Source organism: Bacillus sp. L381 (genome assembly GCF_030284525.1).
Classification (GTDB): domain Bacteria; phylum Bacillota; class Bacilli; order Bacillales; family Bacillaceae; genus Bacillus; species Bacillus amyloliquefaciens.
Genome location: NZ_CP127224.1, coordinates 1,472,390 through 1,490,298 on the forward strand (window position 1 = coordinate 1,472,390; position 17,909 = coordinate 1,490,298).

General features: G+C 49.4%; 17 protein-coding genes and 1 riboswitch. All 17 genes read left to right on the forward strand.

Going from position 1 to position 17,909, the window contains the following annotated elements:
- The first annotated feature begins 160 nt into the window (after positions 1–160).
- Positions 161–706 (forward strand): bifunctional pyrimidine operon transcriptional regulator/uracil phosphoribosyltransferase, encoded by a 546-nt coding sequence (gene pyrR, locus QRX25_RS07515; RefSeq protein ID WP_003154392.1) that lies wholly within the window; start codon positions 161–163, stop codon positions 704–706.
- A gap of 155 nt (positions 707–861) precedes the next feature.
- Entirely contained in the window at positions 862–2,172 is a 1,311-nt protein-coding gene (gene pyrP, locus QRX25_RS07520) for a uracil permease PyrP (RefSeq protein ID WP_065981408.1), read from the forward strand.
- 143 nt (positions 2,173–2,315) lie between these two features.
- The gene (locus tag QRX25_RS07525; RefSeq protein ID WP_065981409.1) at positions 2,316–3,230 is read left to right on the forward strand and encodes an aspartate carbamoyltransferase catalytic subunit; all 915 of its coding nucleotides are present in this window, start codon (positions 2,316–2,318) and stop codon (positions 3,228–3,230) included.
- A complete protein-coding gene (pyrC, locus tag QRX25_RS07530; RefSeq protein ID WP_065981410.1) occupies positions 3,214–4,500 on the forward strand; it encodes a dihydroorotase in 1,287 nt (428 codons plus the stop codon). Before QRX25_RS07525 ends, pyrC begins: the two co-directional genes overlap by 17 nt.
- Positions 4,497–5,591, forward strand: a complete 1,095-nt coding sequence (locus tag QRX25_RS07535; protein WP_065981411.1) for a carbamoyl phosphate synthase small subunit — start codon at positions 4,497–4,499, stop codon at positions 5,589–5,591. The genes pyrC and QRX25_RS07535 overlap by 4 nt, the downstream gene beginning before the upstream one ends.
- Positions 5,576–8,791, forward strand: coding sequence for a carbamoyl-phosphate synthase (glutamine-hydrolyzing) large subunit (gene carB / locus QRX25_RS07540; protein WP_212101290.1), 3,216 nt, complete (start codon positions 5,576–5,578; stop codon positions 8,789–8,791). The genes QRX25_RS07535 and carB overlap by 16 nt, the downstream gene beginning before the upstream one ends.
- Positions 8,788–9,558, forward strand: a complete 771-nt coding sequence (locus tag QRX25_RS07545) for a dihydroorotate dehydrogenase electron transfer subunit (protein ID WP_065981413.1) — start codon at positions 8,788–8,790, stop codon at positions 9,556–9,558. The genes carB and QRX25_RS07545 overlap by 4 nt, the downstream gene beginning before the upstream one ends.
- Entirely contained in the window at positions 9,558–10,493 is a 936-nt protein-coding gene (locus tag QRX25_RS07550; RefSeq protein WP_212101294.1) for a dihydroorotate dehydrogenase, read from the forward strand. The genes QRX25_RS07545 and QRX25_RS07550 overlap by 1 nt, the downstream gene beginning before the upstream one ends.
- Positions 10,462–11,181 carry an orotidine-5'-phosphate decarboxylase gene (pyrF, locus tag QRX25_RS07555; RefSeq protein WP_061573881.1) on the forward strand — a complete coding sequence of 240 codons (720 nt, stop codon included), beginning with the start codon at positions 10,462–10,464 and terminating at the stop codon, positions 11,179–11,181. Before QRX25_RS07550 ends, pyrF begins: the two co-directional genes overlap by 32 nt.
- Positions 11,178–11,810, forward strand: coding sequence for an orotate phosphoribosyltransferase (gene pyrE / locus QRX25_RS07560; protein ID WP_283092429.1), 633 nt, complete (start codon positions 11,178–11,180; stop codon positions 11,808–11,810). Before pyrF ends, pyrE begins: the two co-directional genes overlap by 4 nt.
- A 101-nt stretch (positions 11,811–11,911) precedes the next feature.
- Positions 11,912–12,016: riboswitch (SAM riboswitch) on the forward strand.
- Between the two features lie 126 nt (positions 12,017–12,142).
- Positions 12,143–12,844, forward strand: a complete 702-nt coding sequence (locus QRX25_RS07565; RefSeq protein ID WP_013352201.1) for a phosphoadenylyl-sulfate reductase — start codon at positions 12,143–12,145, stop codon at positions 12,842–12,844.
- Positions 12,845–12,856: 12 nt separating this feature from the next.
- Complete coding sequence (gene cysP / locus QRX25_RS07570) at positions 12,857–13,921, forward strand: sulfate permease (RefSeq protein ID WP_212101297.1); 1,065 nt, start codon at positions 12,857–12,859, stop codon at positions 13,919–13,921.
- Positions 13,922–13,969: 48 nt separating this feature from the next.
- On the forward strand, positions 13,970–15,118 hold the full coding sequence (gene sat, locus QRX25_RS07575; protein WP_212101300.1) for a sulfate adenylyltransferase: 1,149 nt from the start codon (positions 13,970–13,972) through the stop codon (positions 15,116–15,118).
- Positions 15,119–15,130: 12 nt separating this feature from the next.
- Positions 15,131–15,724, forward strand: a complete 594-nt coding sequence (gene cysC / locus QRX25_RS07580) for an adenylyl-sulfate kinase (protein ID WP_013352204.1) — start codon at positions 15,131–15,133, stop codon at positions 15,722–15,724.
- Between the two features lie 123 nt (positions 15,725–15,847).
- A complete protein-coding gene (gene cobA / locus QRX25_RS07585) occupies positions 15,848–16,621 on the forward strand; it encodes a uroporphyrinogen-III C-methyltransferase (protein ID WP_065981418.1) in 774 nt (257 codons plus the stop codon).
- Positions 16,622–17,407: a sirohydrochlorin chelatase gene (locus QRX25_RS07590; RefSeq protein WP_212101303.1), complete on the forward strand. Its 786-nt coding sequence runs from the start codon at positions 16,622–16,624 to the stop codon at positions 17,405–17,407.
- Positions 17,388–17,876 carry a precorrin-2 dehydrogenase/sirohydrochlorin ferrochelatase family protein gene (locus tag QRX25_RS07595; RefSeq protein WP_065981420.1) on the forward strand — a complete coding sequence of 163 codons (489 nt, stop codon included), beginning with the start codon at positions 17,388–17,390 and terminating at the stop codon, positions 17,874–17,876. Before QRX25_RS07590 ends, QRX25_RS07595 begins: the two co-directional genes overlap by 20 nt.
- Positions 17,877–17,909 lie beyond the last annotated feature (33 nt).

Consider the following 17,909-nt stretch of genomic DNA (forward strand, 5'->3'; position numbering starts at 1 on the left):
AACAAGCTGAATAGATTCTTTAACACAGTCCAGAGAGGCTGAGAAGGATAACGGATAGGACAGAAGAGATACGTGTGTGTCTTCGTCCTGGAAAGGAACCCCTCTATGCTCTGGCAGGAGGGGTTTTTTCTTCTTATATACGAATGGAGAGGTGTCACGAGTGAATCAAAAAGCTGTTATTCTCGACGAACAGGCCATCAGACGGGCGCTGACAAGGATAGCCCATGAAATGATTGAACGGAATAAAGGAATGAATGACTGCATTCTTGTAGGGATTAAAACAAGAGGCATTTATTTAGCAAAGCGGCTGGCCGAACGGATTGAGCAGATTGAAGGGAATCCGGTCACCGTGGGAGAAATCGATATTACCCTTTACCGTGACGATCTGACGAAAAAAACGAGCAATGAAGAACCGCTTGTAAAAGGCGCGGACATTCCGGCCGATATTACAGACCAAAAGGTCATTGTGGTTGATGATGTGCTTTATACCGGCCGGACGGTGAGAGCAGCGATGGATGCACTCGTTGATGTCGGGCGGCCGTCATCGATACAGCTTGCCGTGCTTGTCGACAGAGGGCACCGGGAGCTGCCGATCAGAGCGGACTATATCGGGAAAAACATTCCCACCTCAAAAGCTGAAAAAGTGATGGTTCAGCTGAGCGAAGTTGATCAGACTGATATGGTCGCCATTTACGAAAATGAATAATCACCCTTTTTAAATGCATTCCAGAGAGTTTGCGAAGAGGATTTTAAAACACAAAGCCGGGCGGATCGACGCGGCCGGGTTTTGTATGCCTCTTTGCACATAAAGCAAAGAGGTTTTTTTATACCATTTGAAAGTCAACCGGGAGGAAACACGCCATGAGTAAGAAAAAAGTAAACCTGGGAGTCAGGGACGTCCCCAATCCATTATCCTGGCTGTCATTCAGCCTGCAGCATTTATTCGCCATGTTCGGCTCAACCATTCTCGTGCCGAAACTGGTCGGGATGAGCCCGGCAGTCGCGCTTGTCACAAGCGGAATCGGAACACTCGCTTACCTCTTGGTGACAAAAGGCCGGATTCCGGCTTATCTCGGCTCATCATTCGCTTTTATCTCACCGATTATCTTGGTGAAAGCGACGGGGGGACCGGGGGCTGCCATGGTCGGCGCTTTCCTGGCAGGAATTGTGTACGGGCTGATCGCGCTTTTCATCAGGCAGCTTGGAACGGGGTGGCTGATGAAGCTGCTGCCGCCGGTGGTCGTCGGGCCGGTCATCATCGTCATCGGCCTCGGACTGGCAAGCACAGCCGTCAATATGGCAATGTATGCCGATCCGAATGCGAAAGAGCTCGTCTACAGTCTGAAGCATTTCAGTGTAGCCGGTGTCACCTTGGCCATCACCATTATCTGCGCCATCTTTTTACGGGGGTTTTTAAGCCTGATCCCGGTATTGATCGGCATTATAGGCGGCTATCTGTTTGCGCTGACGCAGGGCATCGTCAATTTCCAGCCGGTCATTGATGCAAAATGGTTCGCCGTTCCTGAATTTATCATACCTTTCAAAGACTATACGCCGTCAGTGACATTGGGCATTGCGGCTGCGATGGTGCCGGTCGCTTTCGTGACGATGTCAGAGCATATCGGCCATCAAATGGTGCTGAGTAAAGTTGTCGGACAGGATTTCATTAAAAAGCCGGGGCTGCACCGCTCCATAATGGGGGACAGTGTTGCGACGATCATCGCTTCGTTAATCGGCGGCCCGCCGACGACAACGTACGGCGAAAACATCGGTGTACTGGCAATTACGAGGGTTTTCAGCGTCTTTGTCATCGGCGGCGCGGGTGTGATTGCGCTGTGCTTCGGATTTATCGGCAAAGTTTCAGCGCTGATCAGCTCTGTTCCGTCCGCGGTTATGGGGGGCGTTTCCTTCCTGCTCTTCGGAATCATCGCCTCCAGCGGCTTGAGAATGCTGATTGACAACAACATTGATTATGAAAACAAGAGAAACTTAATTATCACATCCGTCATCCTCGTGATCGGCGTCGGCGGTGCTTTCATTCAAGTATCAAAAGGAGGGTTTCAAATATCCGGCATGGCGCTTGCGGCAATCGTCGGAGTCATCCTGAACCTGATCCTGCCGCACACAAATGATGAAGACGCGGACGCAACGGAACAACAAAATAATATGTAAACCTTTTAAAGAAAGTCCAGAGAGGCTTGGAAGGGTTATAACGGGAAGAAGCTGTACGCTGCTTCTCTCTTTAACCGCACCCCGAGTCTGTAGGCCGGGGTGTTTTTTTACGGCCTTCAATCGGAAACGGAGGAGAAAAAAACATGAATCATTTAACGGCGATGTCTGAACTGAGCACGGCTGAAATTACAGAATTGCTGCGTGAGGCAAAAGCGATAAAAGAGGGAACAGAGTGCCCCGATCTCTCGGGAAAATTCGTTGCGAATCTGTTTTTTGAACCAAGCACGAGAACGCGGTTCAGCTTTGAAGTGGCGGAAAAAAAGCTCGGTATGAACGTGCTCAATTTAGACGGCACGAGTACAAGCGTTCAAAAAGGCGAGTCTTTATACGACACGATTAAAACACTGGAAGCAATCGGAGCGGACGCCTGCGTCATCAGACACAGCACGGATGAATATTACAAGGATTTGACTGGCAAAGTCAATATTCCGATTTTAAACGCGGGCGACGGCTGCGGCCAGCATCCGACCCAATCATTGCTCGATCTAATGACGATTCAAGAGGAATTTGAGAATTTTCAGGGCCTGACGGTTTCCATTCATGGCGATATCAAACACAGCAGGGTGGCAAGATCAAATGCCGAGGTGCTGACAAGGCTCGGCGCACGCGTGCTGTTTTCTGGTCCGCCGCAATGGCAGGATGAGAAAAACTCCTTCGGCACCTGTGTTCAGACGGATGAAGCCATACAAGCTTCAGATGTCGTCATGCTGCTCCGCATTCAAAATGAAAGGCATCAGACAGAAGCAGACCAAAAAGGCTACCTGGAAGCATACGGGCTGACCGCAAAGCGTGCGGAAAGCATGAAGCGGCATGCCATCATCATGCATCCCGCACCGGTAAACAGAGGGGTCGAAATTGACACAACATTAGTGGAATGCGGAAAATCAAGAATCTTTAAACAAATGGAAAATGGTGTGTATATCAGAATGGCAGTCTTAAAAAGAGCACTGCAAACCAATGCGAAAAGGGGAGAAGCGGCTTATGTCTTATCTCATTAAAAACGGCTGGATGTTAAATGAACAGGGAGAAAAAGTGGCGCAGGATATCCGGGTAACAGGAGAAATCATTGCGGAAACCGGCATTCTGACGGCAAAAGACGGAGAAATCGTGATCGACGCTTCCGGTCTGTTCGTCTCACCGGGGCTCGTAGACCTTCATGTACACTTCAGAGAACCGGGCGGTGAGAAAAAAGAAACGATTGAAACAGGCTCTAAAGCTGCGGCGCGGGGCGGTTTTACCACAGTCGCCGCCATGCCGAATACAAGGCCAGTGCCGGATACGAAGGAGCAGATGGAATGGCTGCAAAACCGGATCAAAGAAACCTCATCTGTCAGGGTTCTTCCTTACGCTTCGATTACGATCAGACAAACCGGGGAAAAAATGACAGATTTTGAGGCGCTTCGCGAAGCCGGCGCATTCGCTTTCACCGATGACGGCGTCGGCGTTCAGACTGCCGGAATGATGTATGAAGCAATGAAAAGGGCGGCTTCAATGAATAAAGCGATTGTCGCTCATTGTGAGGATAACTCTCTTATTTACGGCGGAAGCGTGCATGAAGGTGCTTTTTCAAAAGCGAACGGCCTGAACGGCATACCTTCCATTTGTGAAGCGGTACATATCGCCCGTGACGTGCTGCTGGCGGAAGCGGCGGGCTGCCATTACCACGTGTGTCATATCAGCACGAAAGAATCCGTCAGAGCCGTAAGAGACGCAAAAAAAGCGGGAATCCGCGTGACAGCCGAAGTGTCGCCGCACCATCTGCTGCTTTGTGACGAAGATATTCCGGGACTTGATACCAATTTTAAAATGAATCCGCCGCTTCGCAGCAAAGAGGACAGAGCGGCGCTGATTGAAGGGCTTTTGGACGGCACGATTGATTTCATCGCCACTGACCATGCCCCGCATACCGAAGAAGAGAAAAACACGGACATGAAGCTTGCGCCTTTCGGTATCGTCGGTTTAGAAACAGCCTTCCCGCTTCTGTACACACACTTTGTGAAAAACGGATCGTGGACGCTGAAGCAGCTGATTGACTTCATGACGAAAAAACCTTGTGAGGCGTTCGGTCTTCCGTACGGAACACTTGCACCGGGCGCGCCGGCTGACATTACCCTGATCGACCTGGAAAAAGAAGCGGCTATTGACAAAGATACATTTTTATCTAAAGGAAAAAATACGCCATTCAACAAGATGAAGTGCTTCGGCTGGCCTGTCACAACGATGGCTTGCGGAAAGCTTGCATACGAAGAAGGGAGACTCGTCAAATGAAAAGAAGACTAGTGCTGGAAAATGGAGCGGTATTTGAGGGAGAAGCATTCGGGAGCTTGGAGCATACCGCGGGTGAAGTCGTATTCAATACGGGAATGACCGGTTATCAGGAAATTTTATCAGACCCTTCCTACTGCGGGCAGATCGTGACGCTGACGTATCCTCTGATCGGCAACTACGGGATTAACAGAGATGACTTTGAATCCATCACTCCGTTTGTAAAAGGGCTGATCGTAAAAGAATTGTGCGAGCTGCCATCCAACTGGAGATCGGCTTACACGCTTGATGAGTATTTGAAAATGAAAAATATCCCCGCCTTACAAGGGATTGACACGAGAAAGCTTACAAGAATGATCCGCACGGCAGGTGCATTAAAAGGAACGTTTGCATCATGTGAGGAGAATGTCGAAGCGGTTCTTGCACGTCTGAAAGAAACGGAACTTCCGAGAAATCAAGTCGCTCAAGTATCAGCGAAAACGGCATATCCGAGTCCAGGCCGCGGAAAACGCATCGTACTCGTTGATTTCGGCATGAAGCATGGCATCTTAAGAGAATTAAACAAACGAAAATGCGATGTCATCGTTGTGCCGTACAATGTAACGGCGGAAGAAGTGCTCCAGCTGAAGCCGGACGGCATTATGCTTTCTAACGGACCCGGAGATCCGAAAGATGTGCCGGAAGCGATTGAGATGATAAAAGGAGTACTCGGAAAAGTGCCTTTATTCGGAATCTGCCTCGGTCACCAATTATTTGCACTGGCATCAGGAGCGGATACCGAAAAAATGAAATTCGGACACAGGGGCTCCAACCATCCGGTTAAAGAGCTTGCGACCGGGAAAGTCGCTTTAACCGCCCAAAACCACGGATATACAGTCTCTTCTATAGACGAGACAGAGCTTGAAGTGACACATATTGCGATTAATGATCAAACGATCGAAGGACTCAAGCATAAAACATTGCCGGCATTTACGGTTCAGTACCACCCTGAAGCTTCACCGGGGCCGGAAGATGCCAATCATTTATTTGACAGATTCATCGACTTGATCGAAACAACTGAGAAAGAAGGGGAAGCGGCATGCCAAAACGCGTAGATATTAAAAAGATATTAGTGATCGGATCAGGCCCGATTATTATCGGACAGGCGGCGGAATTTGATTATGCAGGCACACAGGCGTGTCTTGCTTTAAAAGAAGAAGGCTATGAAGTCATTCTCGTCAATTCAAATCCGGCAACGATTATGACGGATACGGAAATGGCCGATCGGGTATATATCGAACCGCTGACGCCGGAATTTCTCACGCGTATTATCAGAAAAGAACGGCCGGACGCCATCCTGCCGACTTTGGGAGGACAGACAGGGCTGAATCTTGCGGTCGAGCTGTCTGATCTCGGAGTTCTTGCAGAATGCGGAGTGGAAGTGCTCGGCACAAAGCTGTCAGCCATCCAGCAAGCGGAAGACCGCGACTTGTTCCGTACGCTGATGAATGAGCTGAATGAACCGGTGCCCGAAAGTGAGATTATCCGCACTTTGCAGGAAGCTGAGGAATTTGTCAGCCGGATCGGGTTTCCGGTTATCGTCCGCCCCGCTTACACATTAGGCGGAACGGGCGGCGGCATCTGCTCGAATGAAGCGGAATTGAAGGAGATCGTCGAAAACGGATTAAAACTCAGCCCCGTTCATCAATGCCTTTTGGAAAAAAGCATCGCCGGTTACAAAGAGATCGAATATGAAGTCATGAGAGACAGCAGAGATCATGCGATCGTCGTCTGCAACATGGAAAATATCGATCCGGTCGGCATTCATACGGGCGACAGCATCGTCGTTGCTCCGAGTCAGACTTTGAGCGACAGGGAATATCAGCTTTTGCGCAATGTTTCATTAAAGCTGATCCGCGCGCTCGGCATAGAAGGCGGCTGTAATGTTCAGCTCGCGCTGGATCCCGACAGCTTCCAATACTACATTATCGAAGTGAATCCGCGGGTGAGCCGCTCATCTGCCCTCGCTTCAAAAGCAACGGGTTATCCGATCGCAAAACTTGCGGCGAAAATCGCAGTCGGGCTTTCTCTTGATGAAATGATGAACCCCGTAACGGGAAAAACATATGCGGCTTTTGAGCCTGCGCTTGACTATGTCGTTTCTAAGATCCCGCGCTGGCCGTTTGATAAATTTGAATCGGCAAACCGCAGACTCGGAACACAAATGAAAGCGACCGGAGAGGTCATGGCCATCGGACGCACCCTTGAAGAATCGCTGTTAAAGGCAGTCCGCTCACTGGAAGCCGATGTCTATCATCTCGAACTGAAGGATGCGGAAGAAATTTCTGACGGGCTTTTGGAAAAACGGATCAGAAAGGCCGGAGACGAACGGCTGTTTTACCTCGCTGAAGCTTTCAGAAGAGGCTACACGGTAGAGCAGCTTCATGAGTTTTCCGCAATTGACGTTTTCTTTTTGCACAAGCTCTATAAGCTGGTCGCTTTTGAAAGAAAGCTGAAAGCGGAAAAAGGCAGCCTCGCCGTCCTTCAGACAGCGAAGGAACTCGGCTTTTCCGACAAATATATCAGCCGGGAATGGAACATGCCGGAACGAGAGCTGTATCAAATGCGAAAAGAAGCAGCCATCAAGCCTGTATATAAAATGGTGGATACATGCGCGGCGGAATTCGAATCAGAAACCCCGTACTTCTACAGCACATATGAGGAAGAAAATGAGTCTGAGGTTACACCAAGAAAAAGTGTCGTCGTCCTCGGCTCAGGTCCGATCCGCATCGGACAGGGCGTCGAATTTGACTATGCGACCGTTCATTCTGTCTGGGCGATCAAGCAGGCAGGCTATGAAGCGATTATTATCAACAACAACCCTGAGACGGTGTCCACTGATTTCAGCATATCAGACAAGCTGTATTTTGAACCGCTGACGGTTGAAGATGTCATGCACATCATCGATTTGGAACAGCCGGTAGGAGTTGTCGTCCAATTCGGCGGCCAGACGGCGATCAACCTTGCGGAAGAATTGAGCGCCCGCGGCGTCAAAATCCTCGGCACATCACTTGAGGATTTAGACCGTGCGGAAGACAGGGATAAGTTCGAGCAGGCGCTTGAGGCGCTGAATGTGCCGCAGCCGCTCGGAAAAACCGCTGTATCGGTGAGCGAAGCGGTCAAAATTGCTGCATCCATCGGCTATCCGGTTCTTGTCCGCCCTTCATACGTGCTCGGCGGCCGGGCGATGGAAATCGTCTATCATGAAGAAGAGCTGCTTCACTATATGAAAAACGCGGTCAAAATCAACCCGCAGCATCCGGTGTTAATTGACCGTTATCTGACGGGGAAAGAAATCGAAGTCGATGCCGTATCCGACGGCGAAACAGTCGTCATCCCGGGAATTATGGAGCATATCGAGCGGGCCGGCGTCCACTCAGGAGATTCAATCGCCGTCTATCCGCCTCAGTCTTTAAGCGAAGACATTAAGAAAAAAATCGAACAATACACTGTAGCTTTAGCAAAAGGCCTCAACATCATTGGCTTGCTGAACATCCAGTTCGTACTTTCGCAAGGTGAAGTGTACGTGCTCGAAGTAAATCCGCGGTCAAGCAGAACCGTGCCGTTCTTAAGCAAAATCACAAAGATTCCGATGGCGAATCTGGCGACAAAGGTCATTCTCGGCCAAAAGCTTGCTGATTTCGGCTACAAAGAAGGGCTGCAGCCTGAACAGCAGGGGGTATACGTGAAAGCGCCTGTCTTCTCATTCGCGAAGCTGAGAAGAGTGGATATTACATTAGGGCCTGAAATGAAGTCGACGGGAGAGGTCATGGGCAAAGATTCAACCCTGGAAAAAGCGCTCTACAAAGCGCTGATTGCCTCTGGCATTCAAATCCCGAATTACGGCTCAGTGCTATTGACCGTTGCCGATAAAGATAAAGAAGAAGGACTTATGATCGCAAAGCGGTTCCATGCAATCGGCTATAACATCTTGGCGACGGAAGGAACGGCGGCTTATTTGAAAGACGCTCGGATTCCGGCTCAGGTCGTCGGGAAAATCGGCGAAGAAGGAAAAAATCTCATCGACGTCATCAGAAACGGTGAAGCGCAATTTGTCATCAATACGCTGACAAAAGGCAAACAGCCGGCCAGAGACGGCTTCAGAATCCGCCGCGAATCCGTTGAGAACGGAGTCGCCTGCCTGACATCTTTAGATACGGCCGAAGCCATTTTGCGGGTATTGGAAAGCATGACATTCTGTGCGGATCATATGCCTGCATCTGAAACCAATCAAAAGGCGGCTCTCACGATATGAAAAAAGCGCATTTGACTGTTCAATCCAACTCGGAAATTGCCGACCGGATCTATAAGATGGTGCTGAAAGGAGAACTTGTCCGGCACTTTACCGAGCCGGGACAGTTTCTTCATTTAAAGGTGAGTGACGCGGTCACGCCGCTTTTAAGAAGGCCGCTCAGCATTGCGGACGTCGATTTCGCCGTGAATGAAGTATCCGTTATCTACAGAACTGACGGTGAGGGAACGCGTCTTTTGTCCGAGAAAAAAGAGGGCAGCAGGATAGATGTTCTCGGCCCTCTCGGCAACGGATTCCCCGTCCGGCGGATTGAACCCGGCAAAACCGCGCTGTTAGTCGGAGGCGGAGTCGGGGTTCCGCCTTTGCAGGAACTGTCAAAGCGCCTGACGGAAAAAGGCGTAAACGTCATTCACGTGCTGGGGTTTCAATCAGCAAAGGATGTTTTTTATGAACAGGAATGTCTCGCGTACGGAGACACCTATGTGGCGACGGCTGACGGGACATATGGAGAAAAAGGATTTGTCACTGACATCATCCGCGAAAAGCAGCTCGAATTCGATGTCCTGCTCAGCTGCGGGCCGACACCGATGCTGAAAGCACTGAAGCAGCAGTACGGCCATAAAGAGGTTTATCTCTCGATGGAGGAGCGGATGGGCTGCGGAATAGGGGCCTGCTTCGCCTGCGTGTGCCGTACGGGCGAAAGCGATACATCATATGTGAAAGTCTGCCTTGACGGGCCGGTATTTAAAGCTGAGGAGGTGGCGCTGTAATGTTAGAGGTGAATTTGCCGGGTCTCCGATTGAAAAACCCGATCATCCCCGCTTCCGGATGTTTCGGTTTCGGAAAGGAATATGCCGGATTTTATGATTTATCATGCCTCGGAGGCATCATGATTAAAGCCACTACGAACGAAGCGCGTTTCGGAAATCCGACACCGAGAGTAGCGGAGACAAACGCGGGAATGCTGAATGCCATTGGCCTGCAAAATCCCGGACTTGAGCATGTACTCAAACATGAGCTGCCTTGGCTTGAACAGTTTGATACGCCGATTATCGCAAACGTCGCCGGTTCTCAGGTGGAAGACTATAAAGAAGTGGCCGAGCATATCAGCAAAGCGCCGAATGTGCATGCGCTTGAACTTAACATTTCGTGTCCGAATGTCAAAACGGGCGGGATTGCTTTTGGCACTGATCCCGTCATGGCGGCTGATCTGACAAAGGCGGTAAAAGAAGTTTCCGCAGTGCCTGTATATGTGAAGCTTTCGCCTAATGTCGCCAACATAACCGAAATTGCCAAGGCGATTGAAGCAGCCGGTGCTGACGGCCTGACGATGATTAATACACTCGTCGGGATGAGGCTCGATCTTAAGACAGGACGGCCGATTTTAGCAAATAAAACGGGCGGGTTGTCAGGCCCGGCAATCAAACCGGTCGCCATCCGGATGGTATACGAAGTCAGTCAGGCCGTTCAAATTCCGATTATCGGGATGGGCGGCGTCCAGACCGCAGAGGATGCACTGGAATTTCTACTTGCCGGGGCGAGTGCGGTTGCGGTCGGCACGGCAAACTTCGTCAATCCGTTTGTCTGCCCGGAAATCATAGAACAGCTCCCTCGTGTGCTGCGCCAATACGGCTTTCAATCTGTAAGTGAATGCATCGGAAGGAGCTGGAAACATGAAAAACAACCTGCCCATCATCGCGCTTGATTTTGCATCAGGGGAAGAAACTTTAGCGTTTTTAGATTTGTTTGAAAAGGAAAGGCTGTTTGTCAAAACGGGGATGGAACTTTTTTATCAGGAAGGCCCGGCCATCATTCACCAATTAAAAGAACGGAATTGTGACATATTTTTAGATTTGAAGCTTCACGATATTCCGACTACAGTCAATAAAGCGATGAAACGGCTTGCCGGCCTCGGCGTTGATCTCGTCAATGTCCATGCAGCGGGAGGCGCACGTATGATGCGAGCGGCTCTAGAAGGGCTTGAAGAGGGCACACCGAGAGGCAAAAAACGCCCGTCTTTAATTGCAGTCACCCAGCTGACCAGCACTTCAGAGCAGATGGCGAAGGAAGAGCTTCTGCTGCAAAAGCCGCTTTTAGAAACGGTTGTTCATTACGGAAAAATGGCGGAAGAGTGCGGTCTGGACGGAGTGGTATGTTCGGTTCATGAAACAAAAGCCATTTATGAAGCGGTCCGGCCGTCATTTCTGACAGTCACGCCCGGCATCCGCACCGCTAGTGACGCAGCTGACGATCAAGTCCGGACGGCGACTCCGTCATTTGCGAAAGAAAACGGCTCGTCAGCCATTGTCGTGGGCCGCTCAATTACAAAAGCGGAAAATCCCGTTAAAGCATATGAAGCAATTAAACTGGAATGGGAGGGTGTTCGCCGATGAAACAAGCTATCGCAAAACATCTATTACACATTGAAGCTGTCTTTTTACGTCCGAATGAGCCATTTACTTGGGCGAGCGGCATTTTATCACCGATCTATTGTGACAACCGTCTGACATTATCGTATCCGGAAGTGAGAAATGATGTAGCGGACGGGCTCAGCAAACTGCTGAAAGATCATTTCCCAGAGGCGGAGATGATCGCGGGAACTGCAACGGCAGGCATTCCTCACGCTGCGCTTCTCGCAGACCGTACAGGCGCGCCGATGTGCTACGTCAGAAGCAAGCCGAAAGCGCACGGCAAAGGAAATCAAATAGAAGGCGCCGTTAAAAAAGGGCAAAAAACAGTCGTGATTGAAGACTTGATTTCTACCGGAGGCAGCGTGCTCGAAGCTGCGGAAGCCCTTAAAAAAGAGGGTGCGGAAGTCCTCGGCGTCATTTCCATTTTTACATACGGCCTGCCGAAAGCAAGAGAAGCCTTTAAAAAAGCGGGTCTGCCGTATTACTCATTAACGGATTATGACACGCTGATTGAAGTGGCGCTAGAAAACGGAACGATTCATTCAGATGACATTGAGAAACTGAAATCATGGAAACAGAATCCCGAGTCAAAAGATTGGTTTAAAAAATAATGATAATAAAAACAGGCCTCAGAGCCTGTTTTTATTATTCCTATCAAAAAACTCGGGTTGACTTCTGTTAGAATTGTGCTAAAATTTAGTACAAATCTAAAAGCTTATCAAGAGCGGCTGAGGGACTGGACCGATGACGCCCGGCAACCTGCATGTATTGCAAGGTGCCGCATCCAGAAAAATGCACAGCATTTTGAAGATAAGGGCTATATCGGGTCACTGTCTTTCATTCCGCTGGATTGAAAGTTTTTTTATGAAAAAAAGATTGAGGGATAAGACAACCGGCAGAAAACATCAGCTGTTTGATTGTCTCCGGGAGGAGGAAAGAAAAAATGCTAACGTATGACACATGGGAAGAACCGGCGATTACATTTCCGGAAGACGATTCCTATAAAGGCGCGCTGTCCGTTTTAAAATGGGCGTACGGCCACTACGGAGACCAGCTTGTTTACGCGTGCAGCTTCGGGATTGAGGGCATCGTCCTGATCGATTTGATTTCTAAAGTGAAAAAAGACGCGGAAATCGTGTTTCTCGATACGGGCCTTCACTTTAAAGAAACCTATGAAACGATCGAAAAAGTGAAAGAACGTTACCCGGGACTGAACATCATCCTGAAACAGCCCGGCCTTACGCTTGAGGAACAGGCCGAGGCTCACGGAGATAAACTATGGGAAAGAGAACCGAACCAGTGCTGCTTCATTAGAAAAATTCTGCCATTAAGAGAAGCGCTCGCCGGGCGTCCGGCATGGCTGTCAGGCCTTCGCCGCGATCAAGGGCCGAGCCGGGCGAATACGAATTTCCTGAATAAAGACGACAAGTTTCAATCAATTAAAGTATGCCCGCTGATCCATTGGACATGGAAAGACATCTGGAGATATACATCCAAGCATGAGCTGGATTATAATATCCTTCATGATCAGGGCTATCCGAGCATCGGCTGTGAACCGTGCACTTCACCTGCGTTTACCGCAGAAGATTTGCGCAGCGGCAGATGGAACGGCATGGCGAAAACAGAATGCGGACTGCATGAATAAAGGAGCTGCAAGATGGAATTAGCCGCTATTTTATTCAGCCTGTTTTTTGCCATGAATATCGGAGCCAGCGGAGCCGCAGCTTCAATGGGAGTCGCTTACGGGTCAGGCGCCGTTAAAAAGAAAACGTATGCGCTGATCATCTGCGCAGCCGGCGTCCTGTCAGGGGCGGTTATCGGCGGCGGAGAAGTCGTTAAGACAATCAGCGGCGGAATCATTCCCGAACAGACGATTACGCTCACCATTGTCTGCATTATTATCGGGGCGGCGGCGCTATCGTTATTCACGGCGAATGTGCTCGGCATTCCGCTGTCGACGAGTGAGGTCACTGTCGGGGCGATTGTCGGTGTCGGCGTCGCATACAAAGTGTTGTTTTTACAGCATCTTCTGGTGATTGTGATCTTTTGGGTGCTTGTTCCGTTTGTCGCGTTCTGTTTCACATTTCTCGTATCGAAGGTATTCAGTTATCTGAATATTCGGGTCGTTTCGAATCGGAAACAGAAGATATTGGGGATTGTGCTGCTTATTGCGGGGTTTTGGGAAGCTTTTTCAGCCGGAATGAACAACGTCGCAAATGCGGTAGGACCGTTGGTTGCGGCCGGCGTGCTCAGCGTGTCCAAAGGGACGCTGTACGGAGGCGTATTTGTCGCTCTCGGCGCTCTGCTATTAGGACGCAAAGTGCTTGAAACCAACGGAAAAAAGATTACGAGATTTTCAGCCGGCGAAGGCATCCTGCTGTCCGGAACCGGCGCGGGGCTTGTCATTATCAGTTCCGTCTTCGGTCTGCCTGTCCCTTTGGCGCAGGTGACATCATCATCAATTATCGGTATCGGAATGGCCAAAAACGGGCCGAACGTTTTTCATAAAGAAGTCGTGAAAACGATGCTCAAAGTATGGGTCGTTTCCCCGTTTTTGTCACTGTCGATTTCGTATCTGCTTGTCTCTTTGCTGTTAAAAGGAGATTACTATTCCATCTTTATGATGGCCAGCGTGCTTTTGGCAGCTGGCGGAGCCGCCAGTCTGATGAAAGCCATCCGAAAAGAGAAACGCTCTGTCCATGAACAAGGCGGGGGCATTTAACTATTAATCTGAGTTTATTTATCTGTTAACTGGGAGGAATAATGAATTATGAGTTTAGCACCGCACGGAGGCACATTAATTAATCGGGTGAATGAGCAGTATGATCTTACATCCGTTCAAAAAGAAATTGAGCTTGATTTGATTTCGTTCGCTGATTTAGAACTGATCGGGATCGGGGGCTACAGCCCGATTGAAGGATTTTTCACAGAAAAAGATTACGTGTCAGTCGTAGAAAATATGCGATTGGCATCCGGTGCCGTCTGGTCTTTGCCGATCACGCTTCCGGTCGATTCAGAAAAAGCGGCTGAGCTTGCCGTCGGAGACACCGTGAAACTGATTTACGGCGGAGAAACATACGGCGTCGTTGACATCGAAGATATTTATACGCCGGATAAACAAAAAGAAGCCGTTCACGTATATAAAACCGATGATGCCGCGCATCCCGGCGTGAAAAAACTATTTTCACGCGGCGATACGTATGTCGGCGGGCCGATCACATTAATTAAAAAAGCGTCAAAGCAGTTTCCGGAGTTTACATTTGAACCTGCTGAAACGAGACGAAGCTTCGAAGAAAAAGGCTGGAAAACCATCGTCGGTTTCCAAACGAGAAATCCGGTTCACCGCGCTCACGAATATATCCAGAAAACCGCTCTTGAGACGGTTGACGGGCTGTTTTTGAACCCGCTCGTCGGTGAAACGAAATCAGATGACATTCCGGCGGATGTCAGAATGGAAAGCTACCAGGTGCTGCTCGATCATTATTATCCGAAAGACCGCGTTTTCCTCGGTGTATTTTTGGCAGCGATGCGGTATGCGGGACCGAGAGAAGCCATTTTCCACGCGCTTGTCCGCAAAAACTACGGCTGCACGCATTTTATCGTCGGCCGCGATCACGCCGGCGTCGGTGATTACTACGGCACATATGAAGCGCAAGAGCTGTTTGATCAATTTACAGCGGAGGAGCTTGGGATTACACCGATGAAATTCGAGCACAGCTTCTTCTGCCAAAAATGCGGCAACATGGGAACGGCCAAAACATGTCCGCATGACAGAGAAGACCACGTCATTCTGTCAGGAACAAAGGTCAGAGAAATGCTGCGAAGCGGCGTCATGCCGCCGGCGGAATTCAGCCGTCCCGAAGTTGTCGAGGTGTTAATTAAAGGGATGAAAACGAAAGAAGAAGCAGGCGTTTCTTAAGGAGGAAAAAGAGTGACAAATCGTGATATCGTATGGCATGAAGCTTCAATAACGAAAGAAGAATACCAGCAGAAAAATAAGCATAAAAGCTCTATCCTCTGGCTGACGGGTTTGAGCGGCTCAGGGAAATCCACGATTGCAAACGCCGCAGCGCGCGAGCTGTTTGAACAAGGCTATCAAGTCATTGTGCTTGATGGCGATAACATCCGCCACGGTTTAAACAAAGACTTAGGCTTTTCTGATGATGACCGCAAGGAAAATATACGCCGAATCGGGGAAGTGGCGAAGCTTTTCGTTCAGCAGGGCACCATCGTCATTACAGCCTTTATCTCTCCGTTCCGTGAGGACAGAGATCAGGTGAGAGAGCTTGTGGCAGAAGGCGAATTTAATGAAATTTACGTGAAATGCGACCTCGATATATGTGAAAAGCGCGATCCGAAAGGTTTATATAAAAAAGCAAGAAACGGTGAAATCCCGTTCTTTACGGGGATCGACTCACCGTATGAAGAGCCGAAAGCGCCTGAGCTCGTACTTGATTCAGGCAAATATGAACGTGAGGAATGCACCGGCAGACTGATTGATTTTGTGAAAAACAGCTTAGCATAATAAGTCCAAAAAGGCCGCGCAATCAGCCGGATATCCCTGCGAATGGCGGGATATGGTAAAATAGCTGAAGTGCGGCCTCGCGGCTGTTCTGAGAGATGTCAAAACGGATCGGGGAGACATGCTATGGGGAAAGTATTTATCGTTGGAGCCGGTCCGGGAGATCCGGACTTATTAACGGTGAAGGCAATGAAAGCCATACAGAAAGCGGACGTTATTTTATATGACAGATTGGTAAACAAAGAGATTTTACAGTATGCAAGAGAAGGAGCGGATCTGATTTACTGCGGCAAGCTCCCGGATTTTCACATTATGAAGCAGGATACGATCAACCGTTTCCTCGTGAAGTATGCGAAAAAGGGAAAAACCGTTGTAAGGCTCAAGGGGGGCGACCCGTTTGTTTTCGGCCGCGGGGGCGAAGAAGCCGAGGCTCTCGCGCAAAACGCCATTCCGTTTGAGATCGTTCCCGGCATTACGTCAGGAATTGCGGCAGCTGCTTACGCCGGCATACCAGTGACGCACAGGGAGGCGAGCTCCAATGTCGCATTCGTTACAGGACATTATAAACAAGAAGACGACTTTGAAGAAAAATGGAAAGCGCTGGCGACGGGTATTGATACGCTGGTGATTTATATGGGAATTAAAAATATCCGGCAGATTGAAAGAATGCTGCTGGAAAACGGCAGAGACGGCGGCACCCCGGCAGCCTTTATTCACTGGGGGACGACGGACAGGCAAAAAACAGTCATCTGCACCGTCAGCACACTTTCAGACACAGTGATAAAAGAAGAGATCAAAAACCCGAGCTTAATTGTCATCGGTGATGTCGTCAATTATCACTGTAAGCTGGACTGGTTTGAATCTGAACTGAAAAATCTGGATCTGAGCGAGGCGTTGTAAATGAAGCAGGCGATTTTATACATCGGGCACGGAAGCCGGCTGAAAAAAGCGCAGACAGAGTCGGCCGCATTTTTAAAAGGGTGCAGGCCGCACGCAGACGCTCCCATTCAGGAAATCTGTTTTTTAGAACTGCAGGAACCGTCTATTGAAGCGGGATTTGAAGCATGTGTCAAACAAGGCGCCACTCATATTGCCGCAGTGCCTTTGCTCTTGTTGACCGCTGCCCACGCAAAACATGACATCCCGGCTGAAATAGCCCGCGCAGCGGCCCGGCATCCCGATATAAAAGTGACATATGGTGTTCCGATCGGAGTGGATGATGAAGTCGTAAAAGCGGTGCATCATCGCATTGAGGATACCGGAGTGCCGATTGAGCAGGCGAAAGTGGTGCTGATCGGAAGAGGAAGCAGAGATCCGGCGGTTAAAAACGCCGTCAGTGAGATTGCCGGAAAACTTGAGGCGATCACATCTGTTAAAGAAGTTATTCCTTGCTTTTTAACAGCCTGTGACCCGCATTATAAAGAAGTGTTTACCAGCCTTAAAGTGGATGACGGAGCACCGGTTTTTATCGTCCCGTATCTTCTGTTTACCGGGCTTTTGATGACTGAGATTGAACGGGAAGTCCAAAAGCTTCAAGCGGTCAATCGAAATGTGCATCTCGCTTCATACTTAGGTTTTCACCCGCATATTAAGCAGGCGTTTTTGAACCGTGTGACAGAAGCTGTTCAAAACCCCGGCGGGCGGTTTGATTTTAAGGGGGGACAGTATGCTGCCTCTTCACATTAATCTCGGCGGAAAAAGAATCATCATCGCTGGCGGGGGCAATGTTGCATTAAGAAGGCTGAAAACGGTGCTTCCGGAAGGAGCTGATATTACCGTGATCAGTCCCGAGGTCCTGCCTGAAATTAAAAAGCTGGCGGATGAAGGACGCATCCGCTGGATTCCCCGGAGAATTGAAATGAAAGATCTCAAGCCCGCTTTTTTCATTATTGCCGCGACAAATGATCGAAGCGTGAATCAGGAGATAGCCGCAAACGCTTCTGAAACGCAGCTGGTCAACTGTGTAAGCAAGGCTGAACAGGGCAGCGTATATATGCCGAAAATCATCCGCAAAGGGCGCATTCAAGTATCAGTATCAACAAGCGGCGCAAGCCCCGCACATACGAAAAGACTAGCTGAAAACATTGAGCCTCTGATGACTGATGATTTGGCTGAAGAAGTGGATCGATTGTTTGAGAAAAGAAGAAGACCATAAAAAACACCTTGTCTGTCATCAGACAGGGTATTT

What these genes read in the sequence shown, in the direction of transcription:
- pyrC (WP_065981410.1), top strand. Translation starts at nt 3,214, where the DNA reads ATGTCTTATCTCATTAAAAACGGCTGGATGTTAAATGAACAGGGAGAA.
- carB (WP_212101290.1), top strand. Translation starts at nt 5,576, where the DNA reads ATGCCAAAACGCGTAGATATTAAAAAGATATTAGTGATCGGATCAGGC.
- pyrF (WP_061573881.1), top strand. Translation starts at nt 10,462, where the DNA reads ATGAAAAACAACCTGCCCATCATCGCGCTTGATTTTGCATCAGGGGAA.
- QRX25_RS07525 (WP_065981409.1), top strand. Translation starts at nt 2,316, where the DNA reads ATGAATCATTTAACGGCGATGTCTGAACTGAGCACGGCTGAAATTACA.
- QRX25_RS07535 (WP_065981411.1), top strand. Translation starts at nt 4,497, where the DNA reads ATGAAAAGAAGACTAGTGCTGGAAAATGGAGCGGTATTTGAGGGAGAA.
- QRX25_RS07590 (WP_212101303.1), top strand. Translation starts at nt 16,622, where the DNA reads ATGAAGCAGGCGATTTTATACATCGGGCACGGAAGCCGGCTGAAAAAA.
- QRX25_RS07565 (WP_013352201.1), top strand. Translation starts at nt 12,143, where the DNA reads ATGCTAACGTATGACACATGGGAAGAACCGGCGATTACATTTCCGGAA.
- sat (WP_212101300.1), top strand. Translation starts at nt 13,970, where the DNA reads ATGAGTTTAGCACCGCACGGAGGCACATTAATTAATCGGGTGAATGAG.
- QRX25_RS07595 (WP_065981420.1), top strand. Translation starts at nt 17,388, where the DNA reads ATGCTGCCTCTTCACATTAATCTCGGCGGAAAAAGAATCATCATCGCT.
- QRX25_RS07550 (WP_212101294.1), top strand. Translation starts at nt 9,558, where the DNA reads ATGTTAGAGGTGAATTTGCCGGGTCTCCGATTGAAAAACCCGATCATC.
- QRX25_RS07545 (WP_065981413.1), top strand. Translation starts at nt 8,788, where the DNA reads ATGAAAAAAGCGCATTTGACTGTTCAATCCAACTCGGAAATTGCCGAC.
- cysP (WP_212101297.1), top strand. Translation starts at nt 12,857, where the DNA reads ATGGAATTAGCCGCTATTTTATTCAGCCTGTTTTTTGCCATGAATATC.
- pyrE (WP_283092429.1), top strand. Translation starts at nt 11,178, where the DNA reads ATGAAACAAGCTATCGCAAAACATCTATTACACATTGAAGCTGTCTTT.
- pyrP (WP_065981408.1), top strand. Translation starts at nt 862, where the DNA reads ATGAGTAAGAAAAAAGTAAACCTGGGAGTCAGGGACGTCCCCAATCCA.
- cobA (WP_065981418.1), top strand. Translation starts at nt 15,848, where the DNA reads ATGGGGAAAGTATTTATCGTTGGAGCCGGTCCGGGAGATCCGGACTTA.